Raw genomic sequence first — 25,550 nt, 5'->3', positions numbered from 1 at the left:
GGCATGAATAAGCTTATATTTTCCCTACTGCTTTTACTGTTACTGCCGGTGGCGGTGCTGATTATCATCACGCCGATGGATAGCGACAAGCAATACATCTTCGGTCTGTTCAGTATCGGGCTGATGTTGCTGCTGGGCGTGAATAAAAGCCATTTAATCAGCGTCATCATGGTGGTGATGTCTTTTTTGATGTCCACCCGCTATATCTATTGGCGCGCCACCGAAACGCTGCATTTTAATTCGGTGATTGAGGCGGTATTAGGCATCGGCCTATTTATGGCGGAAATGTACGCTTGGGTAATCCTGGTGCTCGGCTATCTGCAAACCACCTGGCCGTTAAAACGTAAAATAGAGCCGATGCCCGACGACCCGGCCACATGGCCGACGGTGGACGTGTATGTGCCATCCTATAACGAGAGCCTGGACGTGGTGCGCGACACCGTGCTGGCCGCGCAGTGCATCGACTACCCGCGCGACAAGATGAAAATCTATATTCTCGACGACGGCAAACGCAACGAATTCGCGGTATTCGCCGCCGATGCGGGGGTGGGCTATATCACCCGCAATGATAACAAGCACGCCAAGGCCGGTAACCTTAACCACGCCATGACGGTGACCAAAGGCGAGTATATCTGTGTATTCGACTGTGACCATGTCGCCACCCGCGGTTTCCTGCAGGCTACCGTGGGCAGCTTTTTAATAGACGATCGCCTGGCGCTTATCCAAACGCCCCACCATTTCTATTCGCCCGACCCGTTCGAGCGCAACCTGTCGGCGGCGCGCGATATTCCCAATGAAGGCGCGCTGTTCTACGGGCCGGTGCAGCAGGGCAACGATAACTGGAACGCCACCTTCTTTTGCGGCTCCTGCGCGGTAATCCGCCGCAGCGCGCTGGAAGAAATCGGCGGATTCGCGGTGGAAACCGTTACCGAGGATGCCCATACCGCCCTGAAGCTCCAGCGGCTGGGCTGGAACTCCGCGTTCCTCTCCATCCCGCTGGCGGCCGGTCTTGCCACCGAGCGCCTGGGGCTGCATGTTATCCAGCGCACCCGCTGGGCGCGCGGCATGACCCAGATTTTCCGCCTGGACAACCCGCTTTTCGGCCGCGGCCTGAAGTGGCAGCAGCGCTTATGCTATCTCAACGCCATGCTGCATTTTCAGTACGGCTTGCCGCGCGTGGCGTTCCTGACCGCGCCGCTGGCCTATTTGCTGTTTAACCAAAACATCATCGCCTCGTCCGCCAGCACTATTTTTGCCTATGTCTTGCCGCATCTGTTCCTGGCAATCTATCTCAATTCCCGGATGAACGGTCGCTTTCGCTATACCTTTTGGGGTGAAATCTACGAAACGACGATGGCGTTCCATTTAGTCATCCCCACCCTGCTGACCCTTATTTCACCTAAACACGGTAAATTCAACGTCACCGATAAAGGCGGCCTGCTGGATGTCGGCTTCTTTGATTTCCATATCGTCAAGCCGCACCTGATCGTGGCGGTATTGCTGGGCATCGGCATTGCCGCCGGCGTGGTGCGCGCGGTGATGCATGATTATTTCAACGTCGACCCGCGGGTTATTTTGCTCAATGTCATCTGGGCATCCCTGAGCGTCATCATTTTGCTGGCGGCGATTGCGGTGGCCAAGGAAACGCGCCAAATCCGCAAAACCATCCGTATCGATGTCAGCATGCCCGCCATTATTCATTACGCCAGCGGTATTTCCGTACGCACCGAAACCCTGGACCTTTCCATGGGCGGGATGAAGCTGGTGACCCCGGACGATCGCTATCAAAACGACCGCATTGAGGAAGTGGAGCTGCGTCTGCAGTCCGGGGCGGTCTGTATCCCGGTCAGCCTGATCGGCGCCGACGCCAACGTGATTCGCCTGATGTTCGAAGCGATGCCGCTGGAGAAACGACGTGAGCTGGTACGCGTGGTGCTGGCCCGCGCGGATGCCTGGATTGTGCCGCCCTATCCGAAAGATCGGCCGCTGCACTCGTTTGCCAGCATTGTCCGTTGCGTGTTCGAGCTTTTTTACAACACCTGGAAAGAGCGCGGCCAAAAAAGAAAGAATGCCAAGTCCGCAGGACCTGGCGAAGCGACCTAAGCTTACGCGGAAAAAATTGCATGCCATTTTGTATCAGGAAGATAGCCCACCTTGTGTTACTGATCGCAGGTCTCGGCGCCACGGCATGCGTCGGGTCGGCCTTTGCCGCCAGTCCGCAGGCCGCCGACGCGCCGGTTTATCATCTGCCGCCGTTGCCGGCGGCGCAGGACAGTGACGACCAGGGCGCTCAGTCCGCGGGTGCCGATCCGATGGCCAACGCGCCCGTCTCCGGCGCCGGCCCGACGCCCGACGGCAGCGCGCCGTCAACCGCGCCCACCGCCGGCACGCCCGCCGCCGGCGCTCTGCCGATGGATTTTCCTCCGCCGGTGATAAGCGTGGCGCCGCAGGCCGCCGCGCCGGGACAAAGCGTTGACAGCCAGGCGGCGCAGGTCACCCCCATCAACGACGATACCATCAGCGTCGCCGGCATGGGCCAGCCGAACGGCCTGACCCTGAGCGGCGGCCAACTCCAGTCCGGCATCGAATTCACCCTGCCCCGCGATCAGGTGGCCACCACCGCACGGCTGTTCCTGGCGCTGAAGGTCTCCCCGGCCCTGGCCGCCCGCGATACCAGCCTGCGCCTGATGCTTAACGGCCAGGAACTGGGCAACGTGGCGCTTAGCCAGGCCAGCGCCGCGGATAATGTCTACGAGCTGGACATTCCGGCGGCGATGATCGTCAGTAATAATAACCTGAGTTTTAGCGTCAATGACGACAACACCCTGACCTGCGAACGGGATCTGTCGGACAAATATTGGGTGACCATCCTGCCCACCAGCCATTTGCAGCTCAGCAGCCAGATACTGGATATCGGCCGCGATTTAAGCCATTTCCCGCGTCCGTTTTACGATCCGCTGTCGATGAAAGGCTCGTCGGTGGCGTTTATCTTCGGCCAGACGGTAAAATCCGACGCGGTGGCGGCCGCCGGCATGCTGGCGTCCTATTTTGGCGTATTGTCCAGCTACCGTAATATGGACTTCCCGGTACACCTGAACGAACTGCCGACGCAAAACGGCATCCTGTTCGGCCAGCCCGGCGAAAAAATCGCCGATATTACCTTGCCGCAGGTCAGCGGCCCCACGCTGCAAATGATCGATAATCCGCTCAATCCGGTCTATAAACTGCTGCTGGTGGTGGGGCGCAACGGCAATGAACTGCGCCAGGCGGCCTATCGCCTGATTTCGTCGCCGCTGCCGGCCAGACAGGATGTCATCGCGGTGCCAAACCAGACCATTCCCTTACGCCAGCCCTATGACGCGCCGCGCTGGATTGACACCACCAAGCCGGTCTACCTGAAAGATCTGGCGCAAAACTCGGAGTTGCTGACCACCAACGGCCTGTACCACGACGGCATCCGCATCGGCTTTCGCGCCGCGCCGGATCTGTTTATGTGGGATGGCGATTTCATCCCGGTGAAAATCGACTATCGTTTTCCCACCGAAAACTGGATTGACGAAAATGCTTCGCAATTGAGCATTACGCTTAACGGCACCTTCCTGCACAGTTTACCGGTAAACAAACATGGGCTGGTGGAGTCCGCCTGGCGCATGCTGGGCGGCGATACCCGCCAGGAAACCTTCACCCTCCAGTTGGCGCCTTACCTGATATACGGCGACAACCAGATGGAATTTTATTTCGCCCTGAAGCCCAAGGCCGACGCGCCCTGTAGCCTGCTGACCAGTAACAATATCAAAAGCCGCATCGATCCGGATTCGACCATCGACCTGAGCCGCACGCACCATTTTACGCTATTGCCCAACCTGTCCTATTACGTCGGCGCGTCGTTTCCCTTTAGCCGCATGGCGGATTTTTCCCAAACGGTCATGCTGTTGCCGGCCAAACCGGAGGCGGGTGAAATCGCCACGCTGCTGGCGATGGCCGCCCGCGCCGGCAACGCCACCGGCATCCCGCTTAACCACGTGGATGTGCGCCTGGGCCTGCAAGACCCTGACGCCGGCGGCGCGCCCCTGGCGGATAAAGACATCCTCGCCTTCGCCTCGCTCAAGCAGACCGAACTGGTGGGCGACTTGCTGGCCGGGTCGCCTTACGAAATGCGCAACGGGCTGCTCACGGTCAGGCAAGAAACGTTTACCACCCGCCTGAAGGGCTATTTTACCGGCCGGTTCTTCCGCCAGGGCGTGGAAGCGGACCGTTACCTGGCCTCCACCGACGCCTGGCGGGGATTCCTGAGTTTTGCCTCGCCCTGGGCCGGCAACCGGGTGGTGGTGATGGCCACGGCGACCGACGCCGATCAGTTGACGCATATCAACGCTGATTTACAGGTACCGGCCGTCAATGCCGGGATCCGCGGCGATATTGCGGTGATAAACGCGGAAAACGGGGTAAAAAGCTTTACCGTGGGCAGCCAATACCCCAGCGGGGAGATGCCCTGGTACATGATGATTATCTGGTACGCCAATCAGCATATTATTTTCCTTTCCTTAAGTGGCCTGGTATTCGCGGTACTGATAGGAAGTTGTATTTACGTTCTGCTGGCGCGGCATGCGGCTAAACGCCTGGCCAATAGCGCGAATAAATAGCCGTATCGACACGATGTGTTGCCTGACTGGGCCATATGGGTAAAAGAAAATGAAACGCCACATAAAAAAAGACTTAAAGACGCTGTATGCCGCCGGCCTGGCGGGCCTGTCGCTGTTTTCCGCCCTGGCGCAGGCAGCGGATAACAGCCCGGCGATCAACGCATTGCTGCAACAGGCGGCCTATTGGCACGAAAAAGCCCATAACGAACTGGCCCAGGAGTCCTTGCAGAAAATCCTGGCGGTGGATGAAAATAACGCCGACGCCCTGTATCTGCTTTCGCTTTACGCGTTACGCGACGGGCAAAAGGCCGAATCCCAGAAATGGCGCCAGCGGCTGGTCAAGGCATCCCCCGGCGACGCGCGCCTGCAAAACCTCGACAGCGCCAGCGTGCTGCAAACCATTTCGCCCACCCAGCTCGCCAATGCCCGGCAACTGGCGGCGCAGGGCAATACGGCCCGCGCCATTGAAAGTTACCGGACCCTGTTCCAGGGCAGCCAGCCGTTGGATAGCCTGGCGGTAGAGTATTACGAAACCCTGGCCGGGGTTCCGGCGTCGCGTCCGGACGCCATCGCCGGCCTGCGCGGCCGCGTCAGCCAGCAGCCGTCCGATGCGGCCGCCAGGCTGGCGCTGGGCAGGATCCTCACCTATGACGAAAACACCCGTCGCGAAGGGGTCGGCCTGTTGTCGCCGATGGCGGCCAATAACAAGGCGGCGGACAACGCCCTGCGCCAGGCGCTGCTCTGGATGGCGCCGCAGCCGGAGGACAAAAGCGCCTATGACGATTATATGCAACGCCACCCCAGCGACGGCGCTGTGTTGCGCCATTTCCAGGATAGCGTGGGCGGGGCTGAGAAAGGACAGGGCTACTCCGCCCTGAACAGCGGCGACCTCGCGGCGGCGCGCAGCCGGTTCGAGGCGGTGCTGACCACCAATCCCAACGATGGCGACGCCCTGGCGGGATTGGGTTATATCGCCATGCGCGGCGGTGATTTCAGCGCGGCGGAAAACTACCTTAACCAGGCGATGAAGCAAGGCGGACCCAACAGCGCCCAATGGGCGGCGCTTGCCAAGGACGCGCATTTTTACGGCGAACTGAACAAGGCCAAAGGCGCCGTATCGTCCGGCGACCTGAATACGGCGCTGACGCTCAGTGAGCCGCTGGCGCAGGCGGAAGGCAGCAAAGGCATCTCGGCGGAACTGTTTCGCGCCGACGTATTACGCCGCCGTGGCGACCTGGCCGGCGCGGAGCAAACCTATCGCGCCGCGCTGGCCCAGGATACGCAAAATACCGATACCAAGCTGGGACTGTACTACACCCTGCGCCAGGCCAATAAAACCGCCGACGCGCAACAGGTGCTGGAAACGATACCGGCGGATAAGCGCCCGCAGGTGGCGGCGGGCGGCGTCAACGTCGACCCCTTGCGCCGCCAGGCCGCGCAGGCGATGCAGGCGGGCGATTCGCCGCGGGCGCTGGCAGTGCTGCGCCAGGCGCTGGAAAAACAACCGTCCAATATCTGGGTACGCCTGGATATGGCGCGCATCCTGCAAAAACAGGGAGACAGCGCCCAGGCGCAGGCCATGATGGCCGCCGCCGGCCAACGCGGCGCGCCGGCGGACAATCTTTACGCCGCCGCCCTGTTTGCCAGCGAAACCCAGCGCTGGGCCGCGGCGTCTCAATTGCTGGCCTACATTCCCGAAAGCCGGCGCAACCGCGCCATGCGTGACCTGGCCGTGCGGGTCAATTTTAACCAGCAGATGGCGGGGGCCGAGCGTTATATCCAGGAGGGCAACCGCACGGCGGCGTTAAATACCCTGCGCGCCCTGGCGCAAACACCGCCCGCGGCGCCGGCCGATGTGGGCAAGCTGGCGCAGGATCTGATGACCTTGGGCGACAGCGCCGCCGCGGTGGCGCTGGTGCGCAATAATATGCGCGCCGGCGTTAACGGCAATGCCGGTGATTATGCCGCCCAGGTGGGGGTGCTGAACCAGGCGGGACTGACCGCCGAGGCGGAAGCCTGGATGAATAATCCGCGCATCGTGGCCAGCAGCACGCCGGCGGAGCTGAGCCGCATTCGCCAGGGTTCGGTGATTAACCAGGCGGATGAGCTGCGCGAACGCGGCCAATACGCGGCGGCCTATGATAAGCTTATCGTGGCGATGCAAAGCGATCCGCAGAACGTCGATCTGATGCTGGCCATGGCGCGCCTCTACCAGTCCGGCAAAATGAACGAGCAGGCGGCGCGGGTCTATGATTATGTGCTGGTGCGCGAACCGCAAAACGAAGGCGCCCGCGAAGGCGCCGCCAACGCCGCGCTGGCGCAGGGCGATATCGGCCGCGCCAAACGGCTGGTGGCCGGCATGCAGGGTCCGCGTTCGGTGGATCGCATGGTGCTTGAGGCGCGGATTGCGGAAGCGGCGGGCGATCATCAGCAGGCCATCGCCCTGCTGCGTTCCGCCAAAGGCCGGGTCATCGGCCTCAATACCGCCGGTACCGGCGGCGCGCCGGTGGTCGGCGGGCTGGAAACCGCCGATAATCCTTTCGTTAATAAAACCGCGGCCGCCGCGCCGCGTACCGCCTCCGCCTACGGCACCGTATTGCCATGGCAGCGTTCCGATAGCGTGTCGCCGCTGCCGCTGACCGGCTTGACAATGGCTACCGCCAGCGTTGACACACCCGAAGACCGCACATTGAAACAAATCAACCAATTGCTCGATCAGGAACAGCAAAAAACCGCCACCTGGGTCGAAGGCGATGTGGGGATCCGCAGCCGCGACGGCGAAAGCGGCCTGAGCGGCCTGACCGAAATCAAGGCGCCGCTGGTGCTCTCCGGCGTACCGTTCGACAGCTCGCGGCTGAAGCTATCGGTCACGCCGGTCTCGTTAAATTCCGGCTCCACCAGCGGCTCGGTAAGCAACCGTTTCGGCACCGGCGCGCTGCAGCAGGGACTTATGGTGCAAAACGCCAAAGATAACGCCACCGCCGCCGCCGGCGCCTCCACGTCGACCACCACCACCTCCACCACCACGAATTCCGACGGTACGCAAAGCAGTACCACCACCACCACAGCCTCCACCTCGGATGCCGCATCCACCGTCAATCCCGGCGATTACGTCGCCGATTCATCCGGTTCGCAGCAGGCCTCCGGCGTGGAGGTCAACCTGGCGCTCAGCGGCGACAGCTATAAAGCCGATATCGGCACCACCCCGCTAGGCGAGGATCTGAGTTCGCTGGTGGGCGGTTTCCAGTGGTCGCCCAGCCTGACCAATTTCAGTAAGCTGATTTTTACCGCTGAACGGCGCGCGGTCACCGACAGCCTGCTTTCTTATGTCGGCACCCGCGATAAGATCAGCGGTAAAAAATGGGGGCAGGTGACCAAAAACGGCGGCGGCGTCCAGTACTCCTATGATGACGGCGACGCGGGTTTGTATGCCGGCGTCGGCGGCTACAGCTACCAGGGCGACAATATCCCCGGTAATACCGGTATCACTTCCTCGGCGGGATTCTACGTACGCCCGCTACGCGAGGATCATAGCGAGGTGAAGACCGGTATCAACATTACCTTTATGGATTATGATAAAAATCTCAGTTATTACAGCTATGGCCAGGGGGGCTACTTCAGCCCGCAAAACTATATCAGCGTCTCGCTGCCGGTGGATTACACCCAAAAGTATGACGACTGGGATTTGACGCTGGGCGGATCGGTGGGCTATCAGTCCTATGCACAGGATAAAAGCGCCTATTATCCCAATAATCCGGCGCTGCAAACCGCGTTGGAAACACTGGTGGCCAAAGGGTCCGTCGATTCGGCCTATTACGACGCCCGCAATGAAAACGGCGTCAGTTATAATGTACACGCCAACGGCAGCTATAAAATCAATCCCAACATGTCCGTGGGCGGACAGGTGGGCTACGACACCTTCGGCGATTACTCCGAGAGTACCGCGCTGGTGTATTTTAGATATTTATTGGGTGAAAAATAAGCATGCAGGATACCACTGACACCATTCCCGAGCTGGCGTACTTCCGTCGGCGGCAGTACCAGCCCGGCTGGCAGGATTTGCTCGATATCATGATTTCCGGCATCGCCGCCAATGCCGGCGATGAAGACCGCCGCCAGTTCCTTAACCTGATGGGCAATCAGCTGGCCATGCGTTTTCCCCTGCCCCATGCCGAAACGGTCGGGGATCTGGAAGACAGCCTTAATCGGCTATGGTCGGATTTCCATTGGGGCTTCGTGCGGTTGCAGCCCGGCGCAACCCATCTTGTTTTTTCGCACCACGCCATACCTCCCGCCGCCGCCGGCGCGCAGGAAGAAGAATGGACCGCCGGACTGGCGGCCATCCTGGAAGGCGCCTACGCTCAATGGATATCCGCCCAGGGCGGCCAGCCTCACGTCGCGCTGCGTTGGCAACAGGACAGCGCAAAAGGCATAATGACCTTTAGTTATCAAAACTCTCTTTAAGGTAGTAAATCGTTATGAAACTTGCCCGCCATCTCTCGCTGCTGCTTGGTCTGGTTTTTGCACTGCTGACGGGCGCGGCGCAGGCCGACAGCGCCGGCTGGCAGCATTATAAAAGCCGCTATATGCTGCCCGAAGGGCGCATTATCGATACCGGCAACCACAATGTCAGCCATACCGAAGGGCAAGGCTACGCCATGCTGCTGGCGGTTAACTATAATGACCGCGCCACTTTCGATACCCTGCTGAAATGGACCAACCAGCATCTGTACCGCAAAGATATCGGCCTGTACTCCTGGCGCTACGATCCCGCCGCCACCCCGCCGGTGTCCGATCTCAACAACGCCGCGGATGGGGACACCCTGATTGCCTGGGCGCTGCTCCAGGCCGGCGAGAAGTGGAAACAGCCAGACTATACCGCCGCCTCCAACGCGCTGCAGGCGGCGTTAATCAAACACAATGTGATTAAATTCGCCGGGTATAGCCTGCTATTGCCCGGTGCCTCGGGTTTTAACCAGACCAGTTCGGTAACGCTCAATCCGTCTTATTTTATTTTCCCCGCCTGGCAGGCGTTTTATCAGGCCGGTCATCTTAAGGTGTGGAACGATTTAACCACCGATTCCATTAAAATACTGGCGCTGATGCGCTTCGGCGACCCGCAATTACCCACCGATTGGGTCACCCTGCGGGCGGACGGCGCCTTAGCCCCGTCCGATCGCTGGCCGTCGCGCTTTAGCTTCGACGCGGTGCGCATACCGCTGTATATCAGCTGGGCGCAGCGCAACAGCCTGTCGCTCGGGCCCTACGTCGCCTACTGGCGCCAGTTCGACCGGCTGGCCACCCCCGCCTGGGTCGATGTGCTGACCGGCGCCAAGGCCGATTTCATGCTGTCGCCGGGCATGCTGGCCATCCGCGACGCCATCATGGGCAACGGCGCGCAGGTCAACGACAATATCCAGCCGCAGGAAGACTACTACTCCGCCAGCCTGCGGATGCTGACGTACTGGTCGCTGAAATAACTCATTCGCCCGAGCGTCAGGCGACGCACTGTAAAAGGCGTGAGCAATGGTAAATCCAGTGGACACTGAGTGTTTACCATAAGCTCGATATTAAGATAATGGTGACGCGGACAATAGGCGCACGAATAGATCTGCCTATAATCAAAATCAATATGATACCCCCTAGCGTAATCATAGCGGCCACTAAACAAATCCTTTCTGTGCCGTAGGCTCGACAAACCATTCAGTAGATCTGCGTAGACATGCACGCTGCTCAACAGGACGCTATACTCATTAGACGTTATTTATTAATATCGAATTTATTCCTCATTACATCATCATTGGTTCCTTTAAAGACTTTTAATGGATTATATGAGATTCCCCAGTCGTAATAGTCCGTCTTTTCAACCTTTTTAATTTTTTGCACGATGTAAATACCAACAGGTAAAAGTATAATTGACATAACCACTTTATAGCACCACGTAGTAGACATGATATTAACTAATTCATAAAAAGAATATTTAGATGATAAACTGATTGGATAATCTGTAATCAGCAACACCGCCTGAGCCATCATGGCGGATAAGGTATAGCGAACGATGAAAAAGCGGCCATTGAAATAAATTTTCAGCTTTGATATTAAAAAACTGTTACAAAAATAAGATGCCGGCATCGAGACCCAGGTCGCAACGGTTACCCGCCAAAAATCATTGTAGAGACCATAATAATGCTGGGAATAGGCATTCGAGTCAACTTGGATAACTGCACATATATTTATTAAAAAAACATATATTGTTTGGCATAAAACCACAATCCAAACCGTACGCCCCCCTAATTTATAACCATACACTTCCGTGGATATAGTTGACAATAGATAGAATAACGTAAAAACAATACCACTGGCAGTGATTCTAAAATCACCTAAATTAAACACCTTAAACATCAAAGTGTCACACATAACCATGATAGTTACGGTTAGTCCGACAAATAGACCATATATCTTGTAATCAGTATTCATAAAATCCCTTTTAAAAAATTCATCTGTTAGCGCTTGCGTACCTATTTTGATAAAGATCTTGACCTAATAGACCGTTTAACCGTTTAAACATTCAGAGCACTGAGATTAACATATTAATTTCAAAATTTCATAAAGTCATGCTTTTTACAACTTCATTTAACTTAGAAATTTGTTCTTTATTTCAATATATAAATATAGCAGCGTTATTATTAGAATGAGTTTCTTCGTGGTTAATTGTTATAGGACCAATATAATACTAGATTGGTTTAATATTTCATTATCAAAAAAATAATTCTTAGTCTTATAGAGCGCAAGTTATTACATTATTGAATTCAATATAAGTTTTAAATTAAACATTGCGTTTGAAATTTGGTTTCTCCTCGCAGTATATATTCGGCGTACTGGAGGAGAATGTTCGCTATAATAATTTAATTGATTATGCTTATTCTTTTATCTTTTCATTCAGTTCTTGTACACATTCAAACATAGTTGCTTTAATTATTTCCGAATCATGAATAGCCACAAATTGTTCCATTGTGCCATAAAAATTCATAAATGAGATCCTGATTGTTCGGGATATCCATACTGCTAAAATAATCGGAGAGAAAATCTCTGAATTTTGCGCTAACAACACGGCACTTTTAGGTATTTGACTGTGTTCTGCTTCAAAAGCTAAAGCCGCAGTTTCTACACTACGCCAAGCAACAAGGTTTTGCAGATTTTCTAAATCAACAAGTAAAGGACCTCCTATCAATAAATCATCTCTTAATTCTGTAATCAATGTTCCTTTTATATTTAAATAGCCATTTACACGTAGGTTCTTGGGCAGCCTCTCGATAGGCGTATTTTCAAGATCTAACGAATCATAACAATGAAAATTATCAGATAAGGATTCAATCCTAGTGTTTTCAAGGAAAATAGCGCGCCCTATTTCCATGTCTATTGGTAAAACCCGAACCTTCGTATTTTTAGCATCAAGATTATCATAAACCTTGAGATTACCGGGTAGCTTATCAATAGCACAACCTTTTAGAATTAAGGAGCCCATTACGATCAAAGAGTCAGGGAGATGAGTCACACCACTGTCGCTCAGGTCAAGGGTATCATTGATTATGATTAATCCACCTGGCGTACGGGAAAACGCAACTCCTTTTGAGATAATATAATCGAAAAAATTAATTTTATGTCTCCTTTGTTGTATGGTGGTTGCAGTAATTTCAACTAACATATGGTTTTAAGGAAAAAATGCTTAGCTATAAATAATAATTATGGATAATATATAATTTTATATATATTTTTAGCATCATTTTGATTAGTCTGATCACTAGGGCAATAAACAATAGAGCAATATCTAATAGAGAAAAATTACTCGATTTTTAGCTCTGAGTGACAATATACTGTATTTTTTTTCAATATATCATCACAGAGACAATATAATGCATAAAATTGGCTTAAAAAATCTGAATGGTGAGCATGAAGCACTTCTTACTATTGGAAAAAATTTGGTATATTTGATGTCAAAGAGAGGTATTGACAGTACCGAGTTAAGCACCCTAACCGGTCTTGGCACAGCGACTATCAATAGTATGCGGCGAGGTATCGGAAATCCTACGCTCATAACAATTGTCGCATTGGCTCAATTTTTTGAAGTTAGCCTCAGCGAATTCACAGACATTGATATAGAAAGACAGGAAATAACTCAAAAGAAAATAAAAACATTACCATTAATAAAATTTAATGGTCTAAATGCATTCTTAGATGAAATTTTGGATACATATGATACTTATACCACAGAATTATGTGTATTTGAAAACAATGATTGTTTTGCTATTAATATAAATAATGATTCTCTATATCCGCAATTTTCTAGCGGAACCATTTGCATAGTAAAAAGAGATAATTTACCTAATGACGGAGATATTGTTTTAGTTAAGATCAACAATAGCACGCCATGTTTTAGACGTGTATTTATTGAAGATGCCGGTTATTTTTTCACTGCGGTATCTATATATCAGGATGTGGTGCCGTCGGCATACAAATGTTTTTCTATAGTTGGTGTTATAATCAAAATCATTAGAAATTTTTCTTAATCCTGAATATTTCAGAGGTGAAAAATGCATTGGCGCTCAGCTATAAAATGGATTAAGGCAGTTTTTAATCCTCAGTATCAATTAACTTTGAGTGAACTAATAAAATCTACCACCCCCAATAAAACCAAGTATATATTTAAAGAGTTCGGCAGCCATGAATATATAGCTTTGACCTTCAATGATATTAAAAAAAATGAAAACTTACTTCATATTATAAACCCTAATAATCTTTTAGATATAAGCCAAATTGAATCGCAAATACAAAAAGATTACGAAGCTTATTTTATTATTGAAGAATCAAATGACAATAATTATAAGCTAAAAGCAATGGAACAGGAAGTTTGTTTTTCAGGTGAGTATATACATAAAAATATTGATATTTTCCAAAACTTTCGGTCTAAAGATCTTTGTGAAATCATATATACTACTGGATTTAATAAAGGGCGGAGGGTCTCTATTGATCTTAAAGATATCAGTGATAGCAGCAATGTTAAACTCGTTAAAACGAATAAAGATAATATTTATAACTTTAAACCTATGGATTAACAGTACAGGAGCACTGCTTATAGGGTCAGGTCCCCTGGCCACGCCTTAACCACCGCATTAGATTAAATTTTTCAGAGCCCGTATGTTTGCTTTGCTGCCGAATGTCCATCTCTTTTATCGCTGTTGCGGGCAGGTCGCACTTAGAAATCTGATTGGCCCGGCCAAATGTTCTAGCTGCCCTTGTTTTAATATTTTGTAACCTTCAATGGATAAATATTTAAATAATGAGTTGCAAGATCAGGGATGTTGCTACGGGAAAAGATGTCTAGATCATGATTCATATACAGCACAAAACCTCTTTTCCCTGACGCCACATTGTATTAATAAACGGAGGTCGATGAAAAAACCTTCTAGAATTGTGCATTACACAAATTGTGTCGATAGGGTAGCGCATAAAAGCAAGAGTATGTGAACAATTTTAGCCTAAAAGGTTCTCCATGAGCCCAGTATCAAGGTGTCGGTTGCGCTGACGATGGCATCGCGGATAAAATCAGCTTGTAAAACGAGGTCCTGCTCTTTGAGCTTTTTGACATCCACGGAAGCGATCGATGTCGTGATGACGACATAACGCAATTCATTAATGATAATTTCTGGTGTCAGCTTTTTCACCTGAGAGTTTCTTTCGGTCCGTGATGCTATAGGCATGATGACACGGCTCTGAAAATCACTCAGCAAGTCTGATTGAACATCAATAATATACGGGTACTGGTGGTTGGATTTTACTGATTTATTTTTATAGACTGAAAACTGCGACATCAAACCACTCCGTAATAATCATCATCTGTAAAGCTTCCCGCTTCCCGCTGGAACTCATTGAATGCCTGTATCCCGGCTTTGTTATCGTCTTTCCACTGCTGCATTTTTTTTGCTTTCACGGCGGCAGCCAGCGCTTCATTCAGCGTGGCTGAAATATTCAAATGCATCTCTTTTGCCTCGTTGACCACGGATTCAGTCAGGTAAACATTAATGCCTTTTTTAGCTTTTGTATGGATGAAAGGTTAGGCTTTCGCCCGGTAGAAGGTCTGTTTCATTGTTCACCTCTGCGCATGTTTATGCATATAAATATAGCGAATAAATCTGCACAGGAACAAGAGGAAAAGGCTGCTATTGAAGTAGGGGTTTGCAGGAAATCTGCCTCGCTCGGCATCAGTCCGAAGTGGATAAAAAAAGCGGGTGAAGGTTTCCCTTCCCCCGCCAGATATTTTTGACTAACTGTCCATGATGACCAAAAAACATCCCATCATGCCCGCAAATACGCTTATGTCATCAAGCTCAGCGAATGCCCTGCGCCTCGTCCTGATCGACGGCAAAGCAGGCCACCAGCTGGTCGCCGTAGCGCTTAAGCTGCGGCTGCAGTTCGGTACAGGTACCGAAACGGCGGCGGCAGCGGGCGCTGAAGGCGCATCCCGGGGGCGGATTCAGCGGGCTGGGCAGCTCGCCGGTCAGCTTGATGCGCTCGCGGCGCAAATCCGGGTTCAGCCGGGGAGTGGCGGAGAGCAGCGCCTGGGTGTAAGGGTGGCGCGGGTTGCTGAAAATCGCCTCCTTGCTGCCCTTTTCCACACAGCGGCCCAGATACATCACCATCACTTCATCGGCAATATGCTCCACCACCGACAGGTCGTGGGAGATAAACACATACGACAGCCCCATATCCTGCTGCAGGTCCATCATCAGGTTCAGCACCTGGGCGCGTACCGATACGTCGAGGGCCGAAACCGGCTCATCGGCGATCACCACGTCGGGGTCGAGCATCAGACCGCGGGCAATGGCGATACGCTGGCGCTGGCCGCCGGAAAACATATGCGGATAGCGATCGTAGTATTCGGTGCGCAGACCCACCTTCGCCATCATCGCCAGCGCTTTTTCGCGCCGTTCGGCGCGGTTAAGCGGGGTATTGATTTGCAGCGGCTCCTCGAGGATTTGCCCCACCTTTTTACGTGGATTCAGCGAGCCGTACGGGTTCTGGAACACAATCTGGATTTTCTGCCGGCGCAGGTGCGCGGCGGTCACATCAGGTTTCAGCAGATCCTGGCCCAGGTAATGCAACTGCCCGCCGGTAGGCGTCTCGATCATGGTCAGCAGGCGGCCGAGGGTGGACTTGCCGCAGCCGGATTCGCCCACCACCGCCAGCGTCTTGCCGCGTTCCAGGGTAAAGGACACCCCGTCCAGGGCCTTGACCATGACTTCCTTGCCGAACAGCCCTTTTTTCACCGGGTAGTATTTCTTTAAATCCACCGCATGCAGCAAGGCGGTTGCCTGCGGATCGTAAATTGTCTCGCTCATCGGGTAGGTCTCCCCGCGTCATCCAGCGGATAGTGACATTTAGACTGACGATCCGGCAGATCCCGCAGCTCCGGCTCCACCTGGCGGCAATAATCGGTGGCATAGGGACAGCGCGGGTTCAGCAGGCAGCCGGTGGGCCGATCGTATTTGCCGGGCACCATGCCGGGCAGAGAGGCCAGCCTGGCTTTGTCGGTGGCAAATTCCGGCAGGGCGCGCAGCAGCGCCTGGGTATAGGGGTGGCGCGGGGCGCGGAAGATTTCCGTCGCCTTGCCGGTTTCAACCACCTGGCCGGCGTACATAACGATAATATGATGCGCGGCTTCCGCCACCAGCGCCAGATCATGGGTAATCAGCACCAGCGCCATATTTTCCCGCTGCTGCAAATCCAGCAGCAGCTCGATGATCTGCGCCTGAATGGTCACATCCAGCGCGGTGGTGGGCTCATCGGCAATCAGCAGCTTGGGACGGCAGGCAATCGCCATGGCGATCATCACCCGCTGGCTCATGCCGCCGGACAGCTGGTGCGGATAAACGTCCAGCCTGGACGCCGGCGCGGGAATGCCCACCAGGGTCAGCAGATCGATGGCGCGCTGGCGCCGGGTCCGGCGATTGCCGCCCTGATGCACCTTGATGGCTTCCATGATCTGGAAGCCTACGGTGTAGCAGGGATTGAGGCTGGTCATCGGGTCCTGGAAAATCATGGCGATGTCGGCGCCAATCAGCTGGCGACGCTCGCTGTTGGAGATTTTCTGCAAATCGCGGCCGTTGAATACCAGGTTTTCCGCCATCACGCGGCCGGGAAAATCAATCAGGCCCATAATGGCCAGCGAGCTGACGGACTTGCCGGAGCCGGACTCGCCGACAATGCCGACCACCTGGCCCTGTTCCACCTGGTAGCTGATGCGGTCGACGGCACGAAACGGTGTCCCTTCATCACCGAAATGTACCGATAATTTATCTATGGTTAATAACGCCATTGCTTCCTCGTTACTGCTTGAGTTTGGGGTCGAGCGCATCACGCAGTCCGTCCCCCATCAAATTAAAGGCTAAAACGGTGAGCAGGATAATGACCCCCGGGAAGGTCACCACCCACCAGGCACTCTGCGCAAACTGCAGCACATCGGAGAGCATGGTGCCCCACTCCGGTGTCGGCGGCTGCGCGCCCATGCCCAGGAAGCCCAACGCGGCCATATCAAGGATGGCATTGGAGAAGCCCAGCGACGCCTGCACGATCAGCGGTGCCAGGCAGTTGGGAAGGATGTTGACGAACATCTGGCGCAAGGGGCCGGCGCCGGCCACGCCCGAGGCGGTTACATAGTCGCGGTTCACCTCGCCCAGCACCGCCGCGCGCGTCAGGCGCACATAATGGGGCAGCGCGACGAAGGTCAGCGCCAGTGAGGCGTTGACGATGGAGGGGCCGAAGATAGCCACCAGCACCAGCGCCAGCAGCAGGCTGGGCAGCGCCAGCATGATATCCACCACGCGCATGATGACCACGTCCACCAATCCGCCGATATACCCGGACAGCAGCCCGAATATCACGCCGAAAATCAGCGACAGCACCACCACCAGGCAACCGACCAGCAGGGAAAGGCGCGCGCCGAACATCAGGCGGGTCATGATATCGCGTCCGACGTCATCGGTGCCCAGGATAAACTGCCAACTGCCGCCCTCCATCCATACCGGCGGGCGCAGCAGCGCCTCACGGAACTGCTCCGCCGGGCCGTGGGGCGCAATAACCCCGGCGCCGATGGCGATGACAAACATCAGCACGATATAGGCCAGGCCGATTACCGCGCCCTTATTACGTTTAAAATAGTGCCAGAACTCCTGCAAAGGGGTCATGGGCTTCGGTGCGCCGGTAATTACCGGCTCAGAGATTTCAGTCATTTTCCCTTCCCCTATTTCTTGTGGCGAATACGCGGGTTAACCACGCCATACAGCACGTCCACCAGCAGGTTCACCACAATAATCAGGATCGCCACCAATAATACCCCGCCCTGCACTACCGGATAATCGCGGCGCTGCAAGGCCTCGACCAGCCAGCGGCCCAATCCGGGCCAGGAGAAAATCGTTTCCGTAAGGATAGCGCCCGCCAACAGGGTGCCGACCTGCAGCCCGATAACAGTCACCACCGGCAACAGCGCGTTGCGCAAGGCATGGACGATAATGACGCGCATGCGGCTCAGGCCCTTGGCGCGGGCGGTGCGGATATAATCTTCGCTCAGCACCTCCAGCATCGCCGAACGGGTCATGCGCACAATGACCGCCAGCGGAATGGTGCCAAGCACGATGGCCGGCAGCACCATATGCATCACGGCATCCTTAAAATCTCCCGGCTGGCCCCAAATCAGGGTATCGATCAGCATAAAGCCGGTGAGCGGCATACTGTCGTCGAGAAAGACCGTATCGCCCACCCGCCCGGACACCGGCGTGAGGTTGAAATGCACCGACACCAGCATGATGAGCATCATGCCCCACCAGAAAATAGGCATCGAATAGCCGGCCAGCGAAATACTGACCGCGGTATGGTCAAATATCGAACCGCGCTTGACCGCCGCCAACACCCCGGCGGGGATACCGACCAGCACGGCAAAAATCATTGCGCAAACACCCAGCTCCAGGGTTGCCTGGAATCGCGGCACAAACTCCTGCCAAACGGGGATGCGGCTTTTAAGCGAAATGCCCAGGTCGCCGTGCATAATGCCGATGACATAATGAACATATTGCTGAAATAAGGGTTTATCCAGGCCAAGCGCCGCCATCATCTCGGCGTGACGCTCGGGGGACATGCCGCGTTCGCCCGCCATGATCAGCACCGGATCGCCGGGGATCAGATGGACAAATGCAAATGTCAGTAACGTAATACCAATAAACGTCGGGATTACAAGTCCCAAACGTCGGAGTATGAACTGCAACATATTCCGAACTCTCTGTTTCTGTATATAGTTTACCCGGCCGCTTGCGGCGACCGGGTTTATCAAAGCTCACATCTTCAGGATTTCCCCCCGAGGTCTTGCTGGCGCGAGACCTTCCCCTGTGTGACACAGGGGATATTCCCGCCCCCTCGCATGAACGGAGGGGGCTCCCTTTAGGGTTAAGGGGGGTTAATTGACCTTTACTCTAAAGATACGTTCTCGAAATGATGTTTACCTAACGGATCAACCACATACCCTTTGACTTCTTTACGCACCGGCTCGTACACCGTTGAGTGGGCAATGATTAATGCCGGGGCCTGATCGTGCATCACCACCTGGGCCTGTTTGTACAGATCGACGCGTTTAGCATGATCCGACGTGCTGCGCGCAGGCTGGATCACATCTTCAAACGGCTTATAACACCATCTTGAATAGTTGGAGCCGTCTTTAGCCGACGCACAGCTGAACAGGGTGGCGAAGAAGTTATCCGGATCCCCATTATCCCCGGTCCAGCCCATCATAACGGACTGATGCTCGCCGGCTTTGGCACGCTTGAGGTATTCGCCCCATTCGTAGCTGACGATCTTGGCCTTGACACCGATTTTCGCCCAGTCGGACTGGATCATTTCCGCCATGCGGCGGGCATTCGGGTTGTAGGGACGCTGAACCGGCATCGCCCACAAATCGATGGTGAAGCCATCCGGCATACCGGCTTCCTTGAGCAGCTCTTTCGCTTTGGCCGGATCGTAGGCGTAATCCTGCACCGCGTCGTTGTAGCCCCACATGGTCGGCGGAATCAGGTTTTTCGCCGGTTGGCCGGCGCCCTGATAGACGGCGTCGATAATAGCGGATTTATTTACCGCGGTAATCAGCGCCTGGCGGACCTTCAGGTTATCCAAGGGTTTCTTTTCGACATTGAACGCCAAATAACCGACGTTCAGGCCCGGCTGCTGCAACAGGGTAATGTCTTTATCCTGTTTCATGCGGGCGATGTCCGCAGGGTTAGGATACGGCATAACCTGGCATTCGTTTTTCTGCAGCTTGGCATAACGTACGGAAGCATCCGGCGTAATGGAGAACACCAGGCGATCGATTTTCGGTTTGGTGCCCCAGTAGTTCTCAAACGCTTTGTACAGAATGCGGGAATCTTTCTGGTACTGCAGCAGTTGGAACGGTCCGGTACCGATCGGGTTAAGATCGATTTTTTCCGGCGTGCCCGCTTTTTGCATCGCATCGGCATACTCGGCGGACATAATGGAGGCGAAGTCCATGGCCAGGTCGGCCAGGAACGGCGATTCCTCACGGGTCAGGTTAAAGCGCACGGTGTAGTCGTCGACTTTTTCCACGCTGGCGATCAAATCGCCCATGCCCATGCCGTCAAAGTATTCGTAGTTGCCGCCGGAGACTTTATGGTAAGGGTTGTTAGCGTCTTTCTGCCGCATAAACGAGAAGATCACGTCATCGGCGTTAAAATCGCGGGTCGGTTTGAAGTCTTTGCTTTCCTGCCACTTCACGCCTTTGCGCAGATGGAAGGTATAAGACTTGCCATCGGCGCTGATTTCCCACTTATCGGCCAGGCTCGGAATCACTTCCGTGGTGCCCAGTTTAAAATCGACCAAACGGTTGTAGATCGGCACGGAACTGGCATCAAAACTGGTGCCGGAAGTGAATAACTGCGGGTTGAACCCTTCAGGCGAGCCCTCTGAGCAATAGACCAGAGTTTTTGCCTGAACGCTGGCCGCCACGGCTAATGCCGCCAGGCTTATGCCGACCTTCAGTATCCCTGATTTGGTCAAGGAAATTGTCATCGTTATGCTCCGTTGTGTGATGTGATGTTGTGTGTTGTACGGCCAGACGCTTTTTTATTAATGCTGCGGTCTGTGCAGTATGCCTTGCGGCATCAGAACTCCAGAAGGGAAAGTATGCCGGGACACCCATAAGATATCACCGACCGACGCGTTGATTGCGTGGATCCATGCAAACAATCCATTGCCCTCCTGACTTCCGAGGCTCCCAATTTGGCAACTGTTTGCCAATACGTCAATATAACCCGTAGGGATTTACACATTTTGTGAAGCACAGCAAACGAAAACAATCCACAGGTGTTTGACCATAAATGAAGCACGATCGGCAGACTTTATGACAAAAGCGTGAAGTAATTCACTATCTGTAAAAAAATAAGCAGTCATACGTTCTATTTAAAATCTAAAAAAATTTTTAATCGTATGGCGAATATATGAACTGTTATTTCAGAATTCCGGGCGAAAAGCAGGTAAAAATGCTGTTAATGGATTGCCTTTATGACCATATCGACAACCATCCAGCCCAGTCTGCCATACTATCTGCGCGCTCGCCATCAGCCATAAACAAACGTTATGACCATACATAAGATAATCAGAGGATCACCGACTTGCAAATGAGAATGATGCGCTATATTACGCTGATAATTCGAGATATTTTTTTGCGTTGATTCTCCTGGAGCGGTATTTCTCCCGAGGCGTTTCATCGCGGGTAAAATGAAGCACGCAAGAATAAAACGCTTTTTCGCCAATAAATGGCGATGAGATCAAATTACGGTGAAATATTTTTCGTGGTATTAAGCTAAATAAATAAATTAACCCTCTACTGCCATATATTAAATAACCTATTAACCTTAATCAGGCTGTGGGGTGGCAGGGAACCGCCGCCGCGCGCTCAGAACTTCTTTACCTCGATGTGCATTTTTTTCAACGCATAATAAAGCTGCCGCGGGGTAATCTGCAGCAAACGGGCGGCTTTGGCCTTGACCCCGCCGCTTTTTTCCAGCGCGGCGACCAGGCGATAGCGCATCTCCTCATCATCGTCATCCGAAGCGATGGCCGTCGCGGGCATGGCGCGCATCATGCCCGCCGGCCATAGCGGCGTCGCCGGACTGTACCCCGCGTCGGGGCGTGGTTCCTGCGGCGTTGCCTCCTGCTGCCGGCTGATTTCCCGGTTCAGGCGCTGACGCAGGCAGCGCCCGGACAGGCAGGGCAATTGCTGTATAACCTCGCCCCGGGCATGGATGGCGGCATGCTCAAGACAGTTCTCGATATCGCGCACATTCGCCGGCCAATGGCACAGATAGAGCGGCGCCAGAGCCTCCCCGGTAAGCGTAAGCGATCTGTGGTTATCGCGGTTATAGCGTGCAAAAAAGTAATTCACCAGGCCGGGAATGTCTTCCTTACGCTCGCGCAGGGGCGGCAGGGCAATGGTGGCGATATGGATGCGGTAATACAGCTCGGCTAGAAATGTCCCCTGCGCCATCATCTGCTCCAGGTTTTTCTCCGTGGCGCAGATGATGCGCACATCGCAGGCCAGGGTACGGGTGCCGCCGAGCGGCTTATACAGCTGTTCTTGTAAAATGCGCAGCAGCCGCTTTTGCAATAACAGGGAAAAATGGCCGATTTCGCTGATAAACAGCGTACCGCCCGCGGCCAGGGAAATATCCCCGGGATAGCCGGCGCCGCTGCCGGAAAAGCCCGCTTCACAGCCGAACAACTCGCGCATGATATCGTCGCTGGCAAGATAATCGCAGCAGACTTTGATAAACGGACCGGCGCGGTGTTGCGACTTGAGATGGATAGCCCTGGCGATAACGTCCTTACCGGTTCCCGGCTCGCCGCGCAACAGCACCGCCGAGCGGGTGGGCGCAATATTCGCCACCGCCGCCAGGGTGCGCTTCATGGCGTGGGAATCGGCGATGATCTGATCCACCGCGTGCCCGCCGCGCCCTTTGCGTACATGGGTTTTGCGCGCCGGCCGGCGCAGGTCGCCGGCGCGGCGCGGAATGTCCATACTTTCCGCCAGGTCCCGTGCCGCGAGCTCGTCGGCGTCGGCCATATCAGTCTCCACTCCGGTAATTTTTATAGTTCAGCTGATATTTCGCCATGCGCAGGCCGAGCATACGCCGGGTCAGGCCCAACTGCGCCGCCGCCCTGGACATATTGCCCTGAAAACGCGCCAGTGCCTCGACGATAAGCTCGTATTCCATCATGGATAAACGGGCCTCCAGCCCCGCGTGTTCGCCAAGCGTCCCCAGTATGGCCGGCTGCAGGGCGGCGGGCAGATGATAGCTGTGGATGACCCCCTCTTCCGCCAGCAGCACCGCGCGCTCCATCATATTTTCCAGCTCGCGCACATTGCCGGGCCAATCGTAGTTCAGCATTAAATTCAGCGCGGGCGTGGAGATGGTGGGCACGTCGACCTGCTGCTCCTTGGCAAACCAGGCGTTAAAATGTTCGGCCAGGATCAGGATATCGTTGCCCCGCTCATGTAGCGGAGGAATGGTAATGGGGAAAACATTCAGCCGATAGAACAGATCCTCGCGGAACGTGCCCTCGGCCACCATGGCGGTTAAATCGCAATGCGTCGCCGCCAGGATGCGCACGTTAACCTTGATGGATTCGTTGCTGCCCAGGCGTTCAAAGCAGCGCTCCTGGATAACCCTTAACAGCTTGGCCTGCGCCGAGAGGGACAGTTCACCGACCTCATCGAGAAAAATCGTACCGCCGTCCGCTTCCTCAAACCGCCCGGCCCGGCGCGCCACGGCGCCGGTAAAGGCGCCTTTTTCGTGGCCGAACAGCTCGCTTTCGATAACGCTTTCCGGCAGCGAAGCACAGTTGAATTTGACAAACGGGCCGCCGCCGCAGCTGCTGTTATAGTGAATGGCGCTGGCGACCCGTTCCTTGCCGACCCCGCTTTCGCCCAGGATCAGCACAGTGGTGCGGGCATGGCTGACTTTATCAATCATCCGGTAAACCGACTGCATCGCCCTGGAATTGCCGATAATATTCGCTGGCTTGAATTTTTCTTTTAACTCTTTATTCAGTCTGGCGCTTTGATCCCGCAATACCTGCTTATGGGCGCGCTCCAGCAGATGCAGCTCCACCGCCTGGGCAATGGTGGTGGCGATAATCGCCAACACTTCCAGGTCCAGGTACAGCAGTTGCCGGTTATTGTATAAACGCTCCACCCCTATCGTCCCCATGACTTTCATGCCACGCATAATGGGCACGCAGATAAACGACAGCCGGCTATCAAGGGTTTTGTCCCAGCTGCCGGTGCGGTTGAGAAACAGCGGCTCCTCGGCGATAACCGGCACGATTATCGGCTGGCGGGTCTCGACCACTTTGCCGGTGATGCCCTCGCCCGGGTAATAGACGCCCCGGTCGATTTCATCTTTTGATAAACCGAAGCTTTCATGAATAAAAATCTGATCGCAGCTGGCGTCGTAAAGCGAGATCATCGCCCGGGTGACCTGCAAATGTTTTTGCATCAGTTCCAGCACCAGTTTGAGCGTCTTGGATAAAGAGCCTTCCCTGCTGACCACCTTGCTCACCTCGGACAGCAGGGGCAGCAGCTCGGAGCGGCATTCACCCAGTTGGCAGGTAAAGGATAACGACTGCGCAAGCGTTGGATGGGTGGTTTTGGTGTCATGTCGCATGGCCGGTTGCATAAAGCTCTCCTCCCCTTGGCCGCCGGAGCGGCGGTGAAGGTTAAAATAACGGATATGCCGGCATACGTGTTTTCCGGCCAGAGTGGAAGTGGTGCAAGTTGGAGGCCACCTATCGCTATATACTTAAATATATAACGATATGATTTGACGTCGATTTCCACATTTCAGATTGTCGCCCATCGATGTTTTGTTCCAAAAGCGACAAAGGAAAATCAACAATGTACGGTTAACGCCTGACGCTTGCCCTTGGGTTGACGCGGATTACCTTTGGGCAGCATAGGTTGGCATAATCAAGCTGATAACAACCAGGATACTGGCAATCAGCCACTGTTTGACAGGCGGCGATAGTGGGATTGCACGCTGGTGATCTGCGCAGACTGTTTCGGCGCTCGCATTCCCGGATTATTATTAGGCAACCCCTCGTCAACACCGTAAGGAATACGCAGACTATTTTAATCAGTGTTTAAAAAAATATTAATTTGGAGCATTTAAATTCTCAATACTAAAAATGATCATACTTTAGCGCCGGACGGGCCATGATAAACGCCTTTATTGCAACGAACCATTCATGAGATTAACATTAATTAAGAAATTTATCCTTTTCAATAAAATATTTTGAGAAATTAAAATGAAGCAAAAATAAATATCTTTTACCCCCTAATATTCAATTTTTCATGGCAATGATTATTTCAATTCATTTTAAGCAATACTATATTTATTTTTAAGAAATAAGTTAATATCTCTCGCGAATTTTTTCCCCGGCTCTCATTTAACACCCCGTTACATTTTTGATGCTTTAATTTTTCCCATATATTATTTTATCAGCTCCGCAAGTTATGTGCTGAATGAAATTAATCAAGAATAATTAATCATCATTCCAATAAGGGAATATATGAATATCGGCAGTTGTGGACCGTCATCGGGCGGCAGGTGCAGTAGCTCATCCGGGAGCTGTGGTGGCGGCAATTCCCGTGGAGCATGCGCGACTAACAGAGGCGGGGGTGGCGGTGATTATGCCAGCCGAGTCACCTCGTCGAGAAATGAAGATGTCATGACCGTAACCGCCACACCTGGCAAACACGACTCAGGTCATCATCATTTTCGTCCGCATGGCGGT

Annotated in this window: 18 protein-coding genes; 7 read left to right on the top strand and 11 right to left on the bottom strand. The window is 53.7% G+C overall.

From position 1 onward, the window contains the following. Positions 1-3 precede the first annotated feature (3 nt). The 5 genes from bcsA to VGC33_RS10350 are packed head-to-tail and all read left to right on the top strand — an operon-like array spanning position 4 to position 10,123. The gene (gene bcsA, locus VGC33_RS10370) at positions 4-2,103 is read left to right on the top strand and encodes a UDP-forming cellulose synthase catalytic subunit (protein ID WP_331120673.1); all 2,100 of its coding nucleotides are present in this window, start codon (positions 4-6) and stop codon (positions 2,101-2,103) included. A gap of 53 nt (positions 2,104-2,156) precedes the next feature. Continuing rightward, positions 2,157-4,643 carry a cellulose biosynthesis cyclic di-GMP-binding regulatory protein BcsB gene (bcsB, locus tag VGC33_RS10365; RefSeq protein WP_331120672.1) on the top strand — a complete coding sequence of 829 codons (2,487 nt, stop codon included), beginning with the start codon at positions 2,157-2,159 and terminating at the stop codon, positions 4,641-4,643. 49 nt (positions 4,644-4,692) lie between these two features. Continuing rightward, on the top strand, positions 4,693-8,625 hold the full coding sequence (locus tag VGC33_RS10360; RefSeq protein ID WP_331120671.1) for a cellulose biosynthesis protein BcsC: 3,933 nt from the start codon (positions 4,693-4,695) through the stop codon (positions 8,623-8,625). 2 nt (positions 8,626-8,627) lie between these two features. Further along, positions 8,628-9,107 carry a cellulose biosynthesis protein BcsD gene (gene bcsD, locus VGC33_RS10355; protein WP_331120670.1) on the top strand — a complete coding sequence of 160 codons (480 nt, stop codon included), beginning with the start codon at positions 8,628-8,630 and terminating at the stop codon, positions 9,105-9,107. Positions 9,108-9,121: 14 nt separating this feature from the next. Next, a complete protein-coding gene (locus VGC33_RS10350; protein WP_331120669.1) occupies positions 9,122-10,123 on the top strand; it encodes a family 8 glycosyl hydrolase in 1,002 nt (333 codons plus the stop codon). A gap of 280 nt (positions 10,124-10,403) precedes the next feature. On the opposite strand, the gene VGC33_RS10345 is transcribed toward VGC33_RS10350, so the two are convergent. Beyond that, a complete protein-coding gene (locus tag VGC33_RS10345) occupies positions 10,404-11,120 on the bottom strand; it encodes a VUT family protein (RefSeq protein WP_331120668.1) in 717 nt (238 codons plus the stop codon). A 442-nt stretch (positions 11,121-11,562) separates the two neighbouring features. Beyond that, on the bottom strand, positions 11,563-12,348 hold the full coding sequence (locus VGC33_RS10340) for a leucine-rich repeat domain-containing protein (protein WP_331120667.1): 786 nt from the start codon (positions 12,346-12,348) through the stop codon (positions 11,563-11,565). Between the two features lie 208 nt (positions 12,349-12,556). Here VGC33_RS10340 and VGC33_RS10335 point away from each other — a divergent pair, with 208 nt between their 5' ends. Continuing rightward, the gene (locus tag VGC33_RS10335) at positions 12,557-13,210 is read left to right on the top strand and encodes an XRE family transcriptional regulator (RefSeq protein ID WP_331120666.1); all 654 of its coding nucleotides are present in this window, start codon (positions 12,557-12,559) and stop codon (positions 13,208-13,210) included. Positions 13,211-13,234: 24 nt separating this feature from the next. Further along, complete coding sequence (locus VGC33_RS10330) at positions 13,235-13,756, top strand: hypothetical protein (RefSeq protein WP_331120665.1); 522 nt, start codon at positions 13,235-13,237, stop codon at positions 13,754-13,756. A 423-nt stretch (positions 13,757-14,179) separates the two neighbouring features. On the opposite strand, the gene VGC33_RS10325 is transcribed toward VGC33_RS10330, so the two are convergent. The 9 genes from VGC33_RS10325 to VGC33_RS10285 form a co-directional block, all read right to left on the bottom strand. Beyond that, positions 14,180-14,512 carry a CcdB family protein gene (locus VGC33_RS10325; protein WP_331120664.1) on the bottom strand — a complete coding sequence of 111 codons (333 nt, stop codon included), beginning with the start codon at positions 14,510-14,512 and terminating at the stop codon, positions 14,180-14,182. Further along, positions 14,512-14,724, bottom strand: coding sequence for a type II toxin-antitoxin system CcdA family antitoxin (locus tag VGC33_RS10320; protein ID WP_331120784.1), 213 nt, complete (start codon positions 14,722-14,724; stop codon positions 14,512-14,514). Before VGC33_RS10320 ends, VGC33_RS10325 begins: the two co-directional genes overlap by 1 nt. Positions 14,725-15,028: 304 nt before the next feature. Further along, a complete protein-coding gene (dppF, locus tag VGC33_RS10315; protein ID WP_331120663.1) occupies positions 15,029-16,039 on the bottom strand; it encodes a dipeptide ABC transporter ATP-binding subunit DppF in 1,011 nt (336 codons plus the stop codon). Continuing rightward, on the bottom strand, positions 16,036-17,016 hold the full coding sequence (dppD, locus tag VGC33_RS10310) for a dipeptide ABC transporter ATP-binding protein (protein WP_331120662.1): 981 nt from the start codon (positions 17,014-17,016) through the stop codon (positions 16,036-16,038). The genes dppF and dppD overlap by 4 nt, the downstream gene beginning before the upstream one ends. A gap of 10 nt (positions 17,017-17,026) precedes the next feature. Further along, a complete protein-coding gene (gene dppC, locus VGC33_RS10305) occupies positions 17,027-17,929 on the bottom strand; it encodes a dipeptide ABC transporter permease DppC (protein WP_331120661.1) in 903 nt (300 codons plus the stop codon). A gap of 11 nt (positions 17,930-17,940) precedes the next feature. Beyond that, the gene (gene dppB, locus VGC33_RS10300; protein ID WP_331120660.1) at positions 17,941-18,960 is read right to left on the bottom strand and encodes a dipeptide ABC transporter permease DppB; all 1,020 of its coding nucleotides are present in this window, start codon (positions 18,958-18,960) and stop codon (positions 17,941-17,943) included. 197 nt (positions 18,961-19,157) lie between these two features. Further along, positions 19,158-20,765 (bottom strand): dipeptide ABC transporter periplasmic-binding protein DppA, encoded by a 1,608-nt coding sequence (gene dppA, locus VGC33_RS10295; protein ID WP_331120659.1) that lies wholly within the window; start codon positions 20,763-20,765, stop codon positions 19,158-19,160. Positions 20,766-21,651: 886 nt separating this feature from the next. Beyond that, on the bottom strand, positions 21,652-22,818 hold the full coding sequence (locus VGC33_RS10290; protein ID WP_331120658.1) for a sigma 54-interacting transcriptional regulator: 1,167 nt from the start codon (positions 22,816-22,818) through the stop codon (positions 21,652-21,654). Between the two features lies 1 nt (position 22,819). Then, positions 22,820-24,433 carry a sigma 54-interacting transcriptional regulator gene (locus tag VGC33_RS10285; RefSeq protein WP_331120657.1) on the bottom strand — a complete coding sequence of 538 codons (1,614 nt, stop codon included), beginning with the start codon at positions 24,431-24,433 and terminating at the stop codon, positions 22,820-22,822. Positions 24,434-25,550 lie beyond the last annotated feature (1,117 nt).

The organism is Acerihabitans sp., assembly GCF_036398755.1.
In the GTDB taxonomy this organism is placed as follows: domain Bacteria; phylum Pseudomonadota; class Gammaproteobacteria; order Enterobacterales; family Enterobacteriaceae; genus Acerihabitans.
The sequence above is the reverse complement of the archived record's forward strand: the minus strand, read 5'-3'. Positions and strand labels throughout refer to the sequence as shown.

What these genes read in the sequence shown, in the direction of transcription:
- dppB (WP_331120660.1), bottom strand. Translation starts at nt 18,960, where the DNA reads ATGTTGCAGTTCATACTCCGACGTTTGGGACTTGTAATCCCGACGTTT.
- dppF (WP_331120663.1), bottom strand. Translation starts at nt 16,039, where the DNA reads ATGAGCGAGACAATTTACGATCCGCAGGCAACCGCCTTGCTGCATGCG.
- VGC33_RS10340 (WP_331120667.1), bottom strand. Translation starts at nt 12,348, where the DNA reads ATGTTAGTTGAAATTACTGCAACCACCATACAACAAAGGAGACATAAA.
- VGC33_RS10345 (WP_331120668.1), bottom strand. Translation starts at nt 11,120, where the DNA reads ATGAATACTGATTACAAGATATATGGTCTATTTGTCGGACTAACCGTA.
- dppA (WP_331120659.1), bottom strand. Translation starts at nt 20,765, where the DNA reads ATGACAATTTCCTTGACCAAATCAGGGATACTGAAGGTCGGCATAAGC.
- VGC33_RS10330 (WP_331120665.1), top strand. Translation starts at nt 13,235, where the DNA reads ATGCATTGGCGCTCAGCTATAAAATGGATTAAGGCAGTTTTTAATCCT.
- VGC33_RS10290 (WP_331120658.1), bottom strand. Translation starts at nt 22,818, where the DNA reads ATGGCCGACGCCGACGAGCTCGCGGCACGGGACCTGGCGGAAAGTATG.
- VGC33_RS10325 (WP_331120664.1), bottom strand. Translation starts at nt 14,512, where the DNA reads ATGTCGCAGTTTTCAGTCTATAAAAATAAATCAGTAAAATCCAACCAC.
- dppD (WP_331120662.1), bottom strand. Translation starts at nt 17,016, where the DNA reads ATGGCGTTATTAACCATAGATAAATTATCGGTACATTTCGGTGATGAA.
- bcsD (WP_331120670.1), top strand. Translation starts at nt 8,628, where the DNA reads ATGCAGGATACCACTGACACCATTCCCGAGCTGGCGTACTTCCGTCGG.
- dppC (WP_331120661.1), bottom strand. Translation starts at nt 17,929, where the DNA reads ATGACTGAAATCTCTGAGCCGGTAATTACCGGCGCACCGAAGCCCATG.
- VGC33_RS10285 (WP_331120657.1), bottom strand. Translation starts at nt 24,433, where the DNA reads ATGCAACCGGCCATGCGACATGACACCAAAACCACCCATCCAACGCTT.
- VGC33_RS10360 (WP_331120671.1), top strand. Translation starts at nt 4,693, where the DNA reads ATGAAACGCCACATAAAAAAAGACTTAAAGACGCTGTATGCCGCCGGC.
- VGC33_RS10335 (WP_331120666.1), top strand. Translation starts at nt 12,557, where the DNA reads ATGCATAAAATTGGCTTAAAAAATCTGAATGGTGAGCATGAAGCACTT.
- bcsA (WP_331120673.1), top strand. Translation starts at nt 4, where the DNA reads ATGAATAAGCTTATATTTTCCCTACTGCTTTTACTGTTACTGCCGGTG.
- VGC33_RS10350 (WP_331120669.1), top strand. Translation starts at nt 9,122, where the DNA reads ATGAAACTTGCCCGCCATCTCTCGCTGCTGCTTGGTCTGGTTTTTGCA.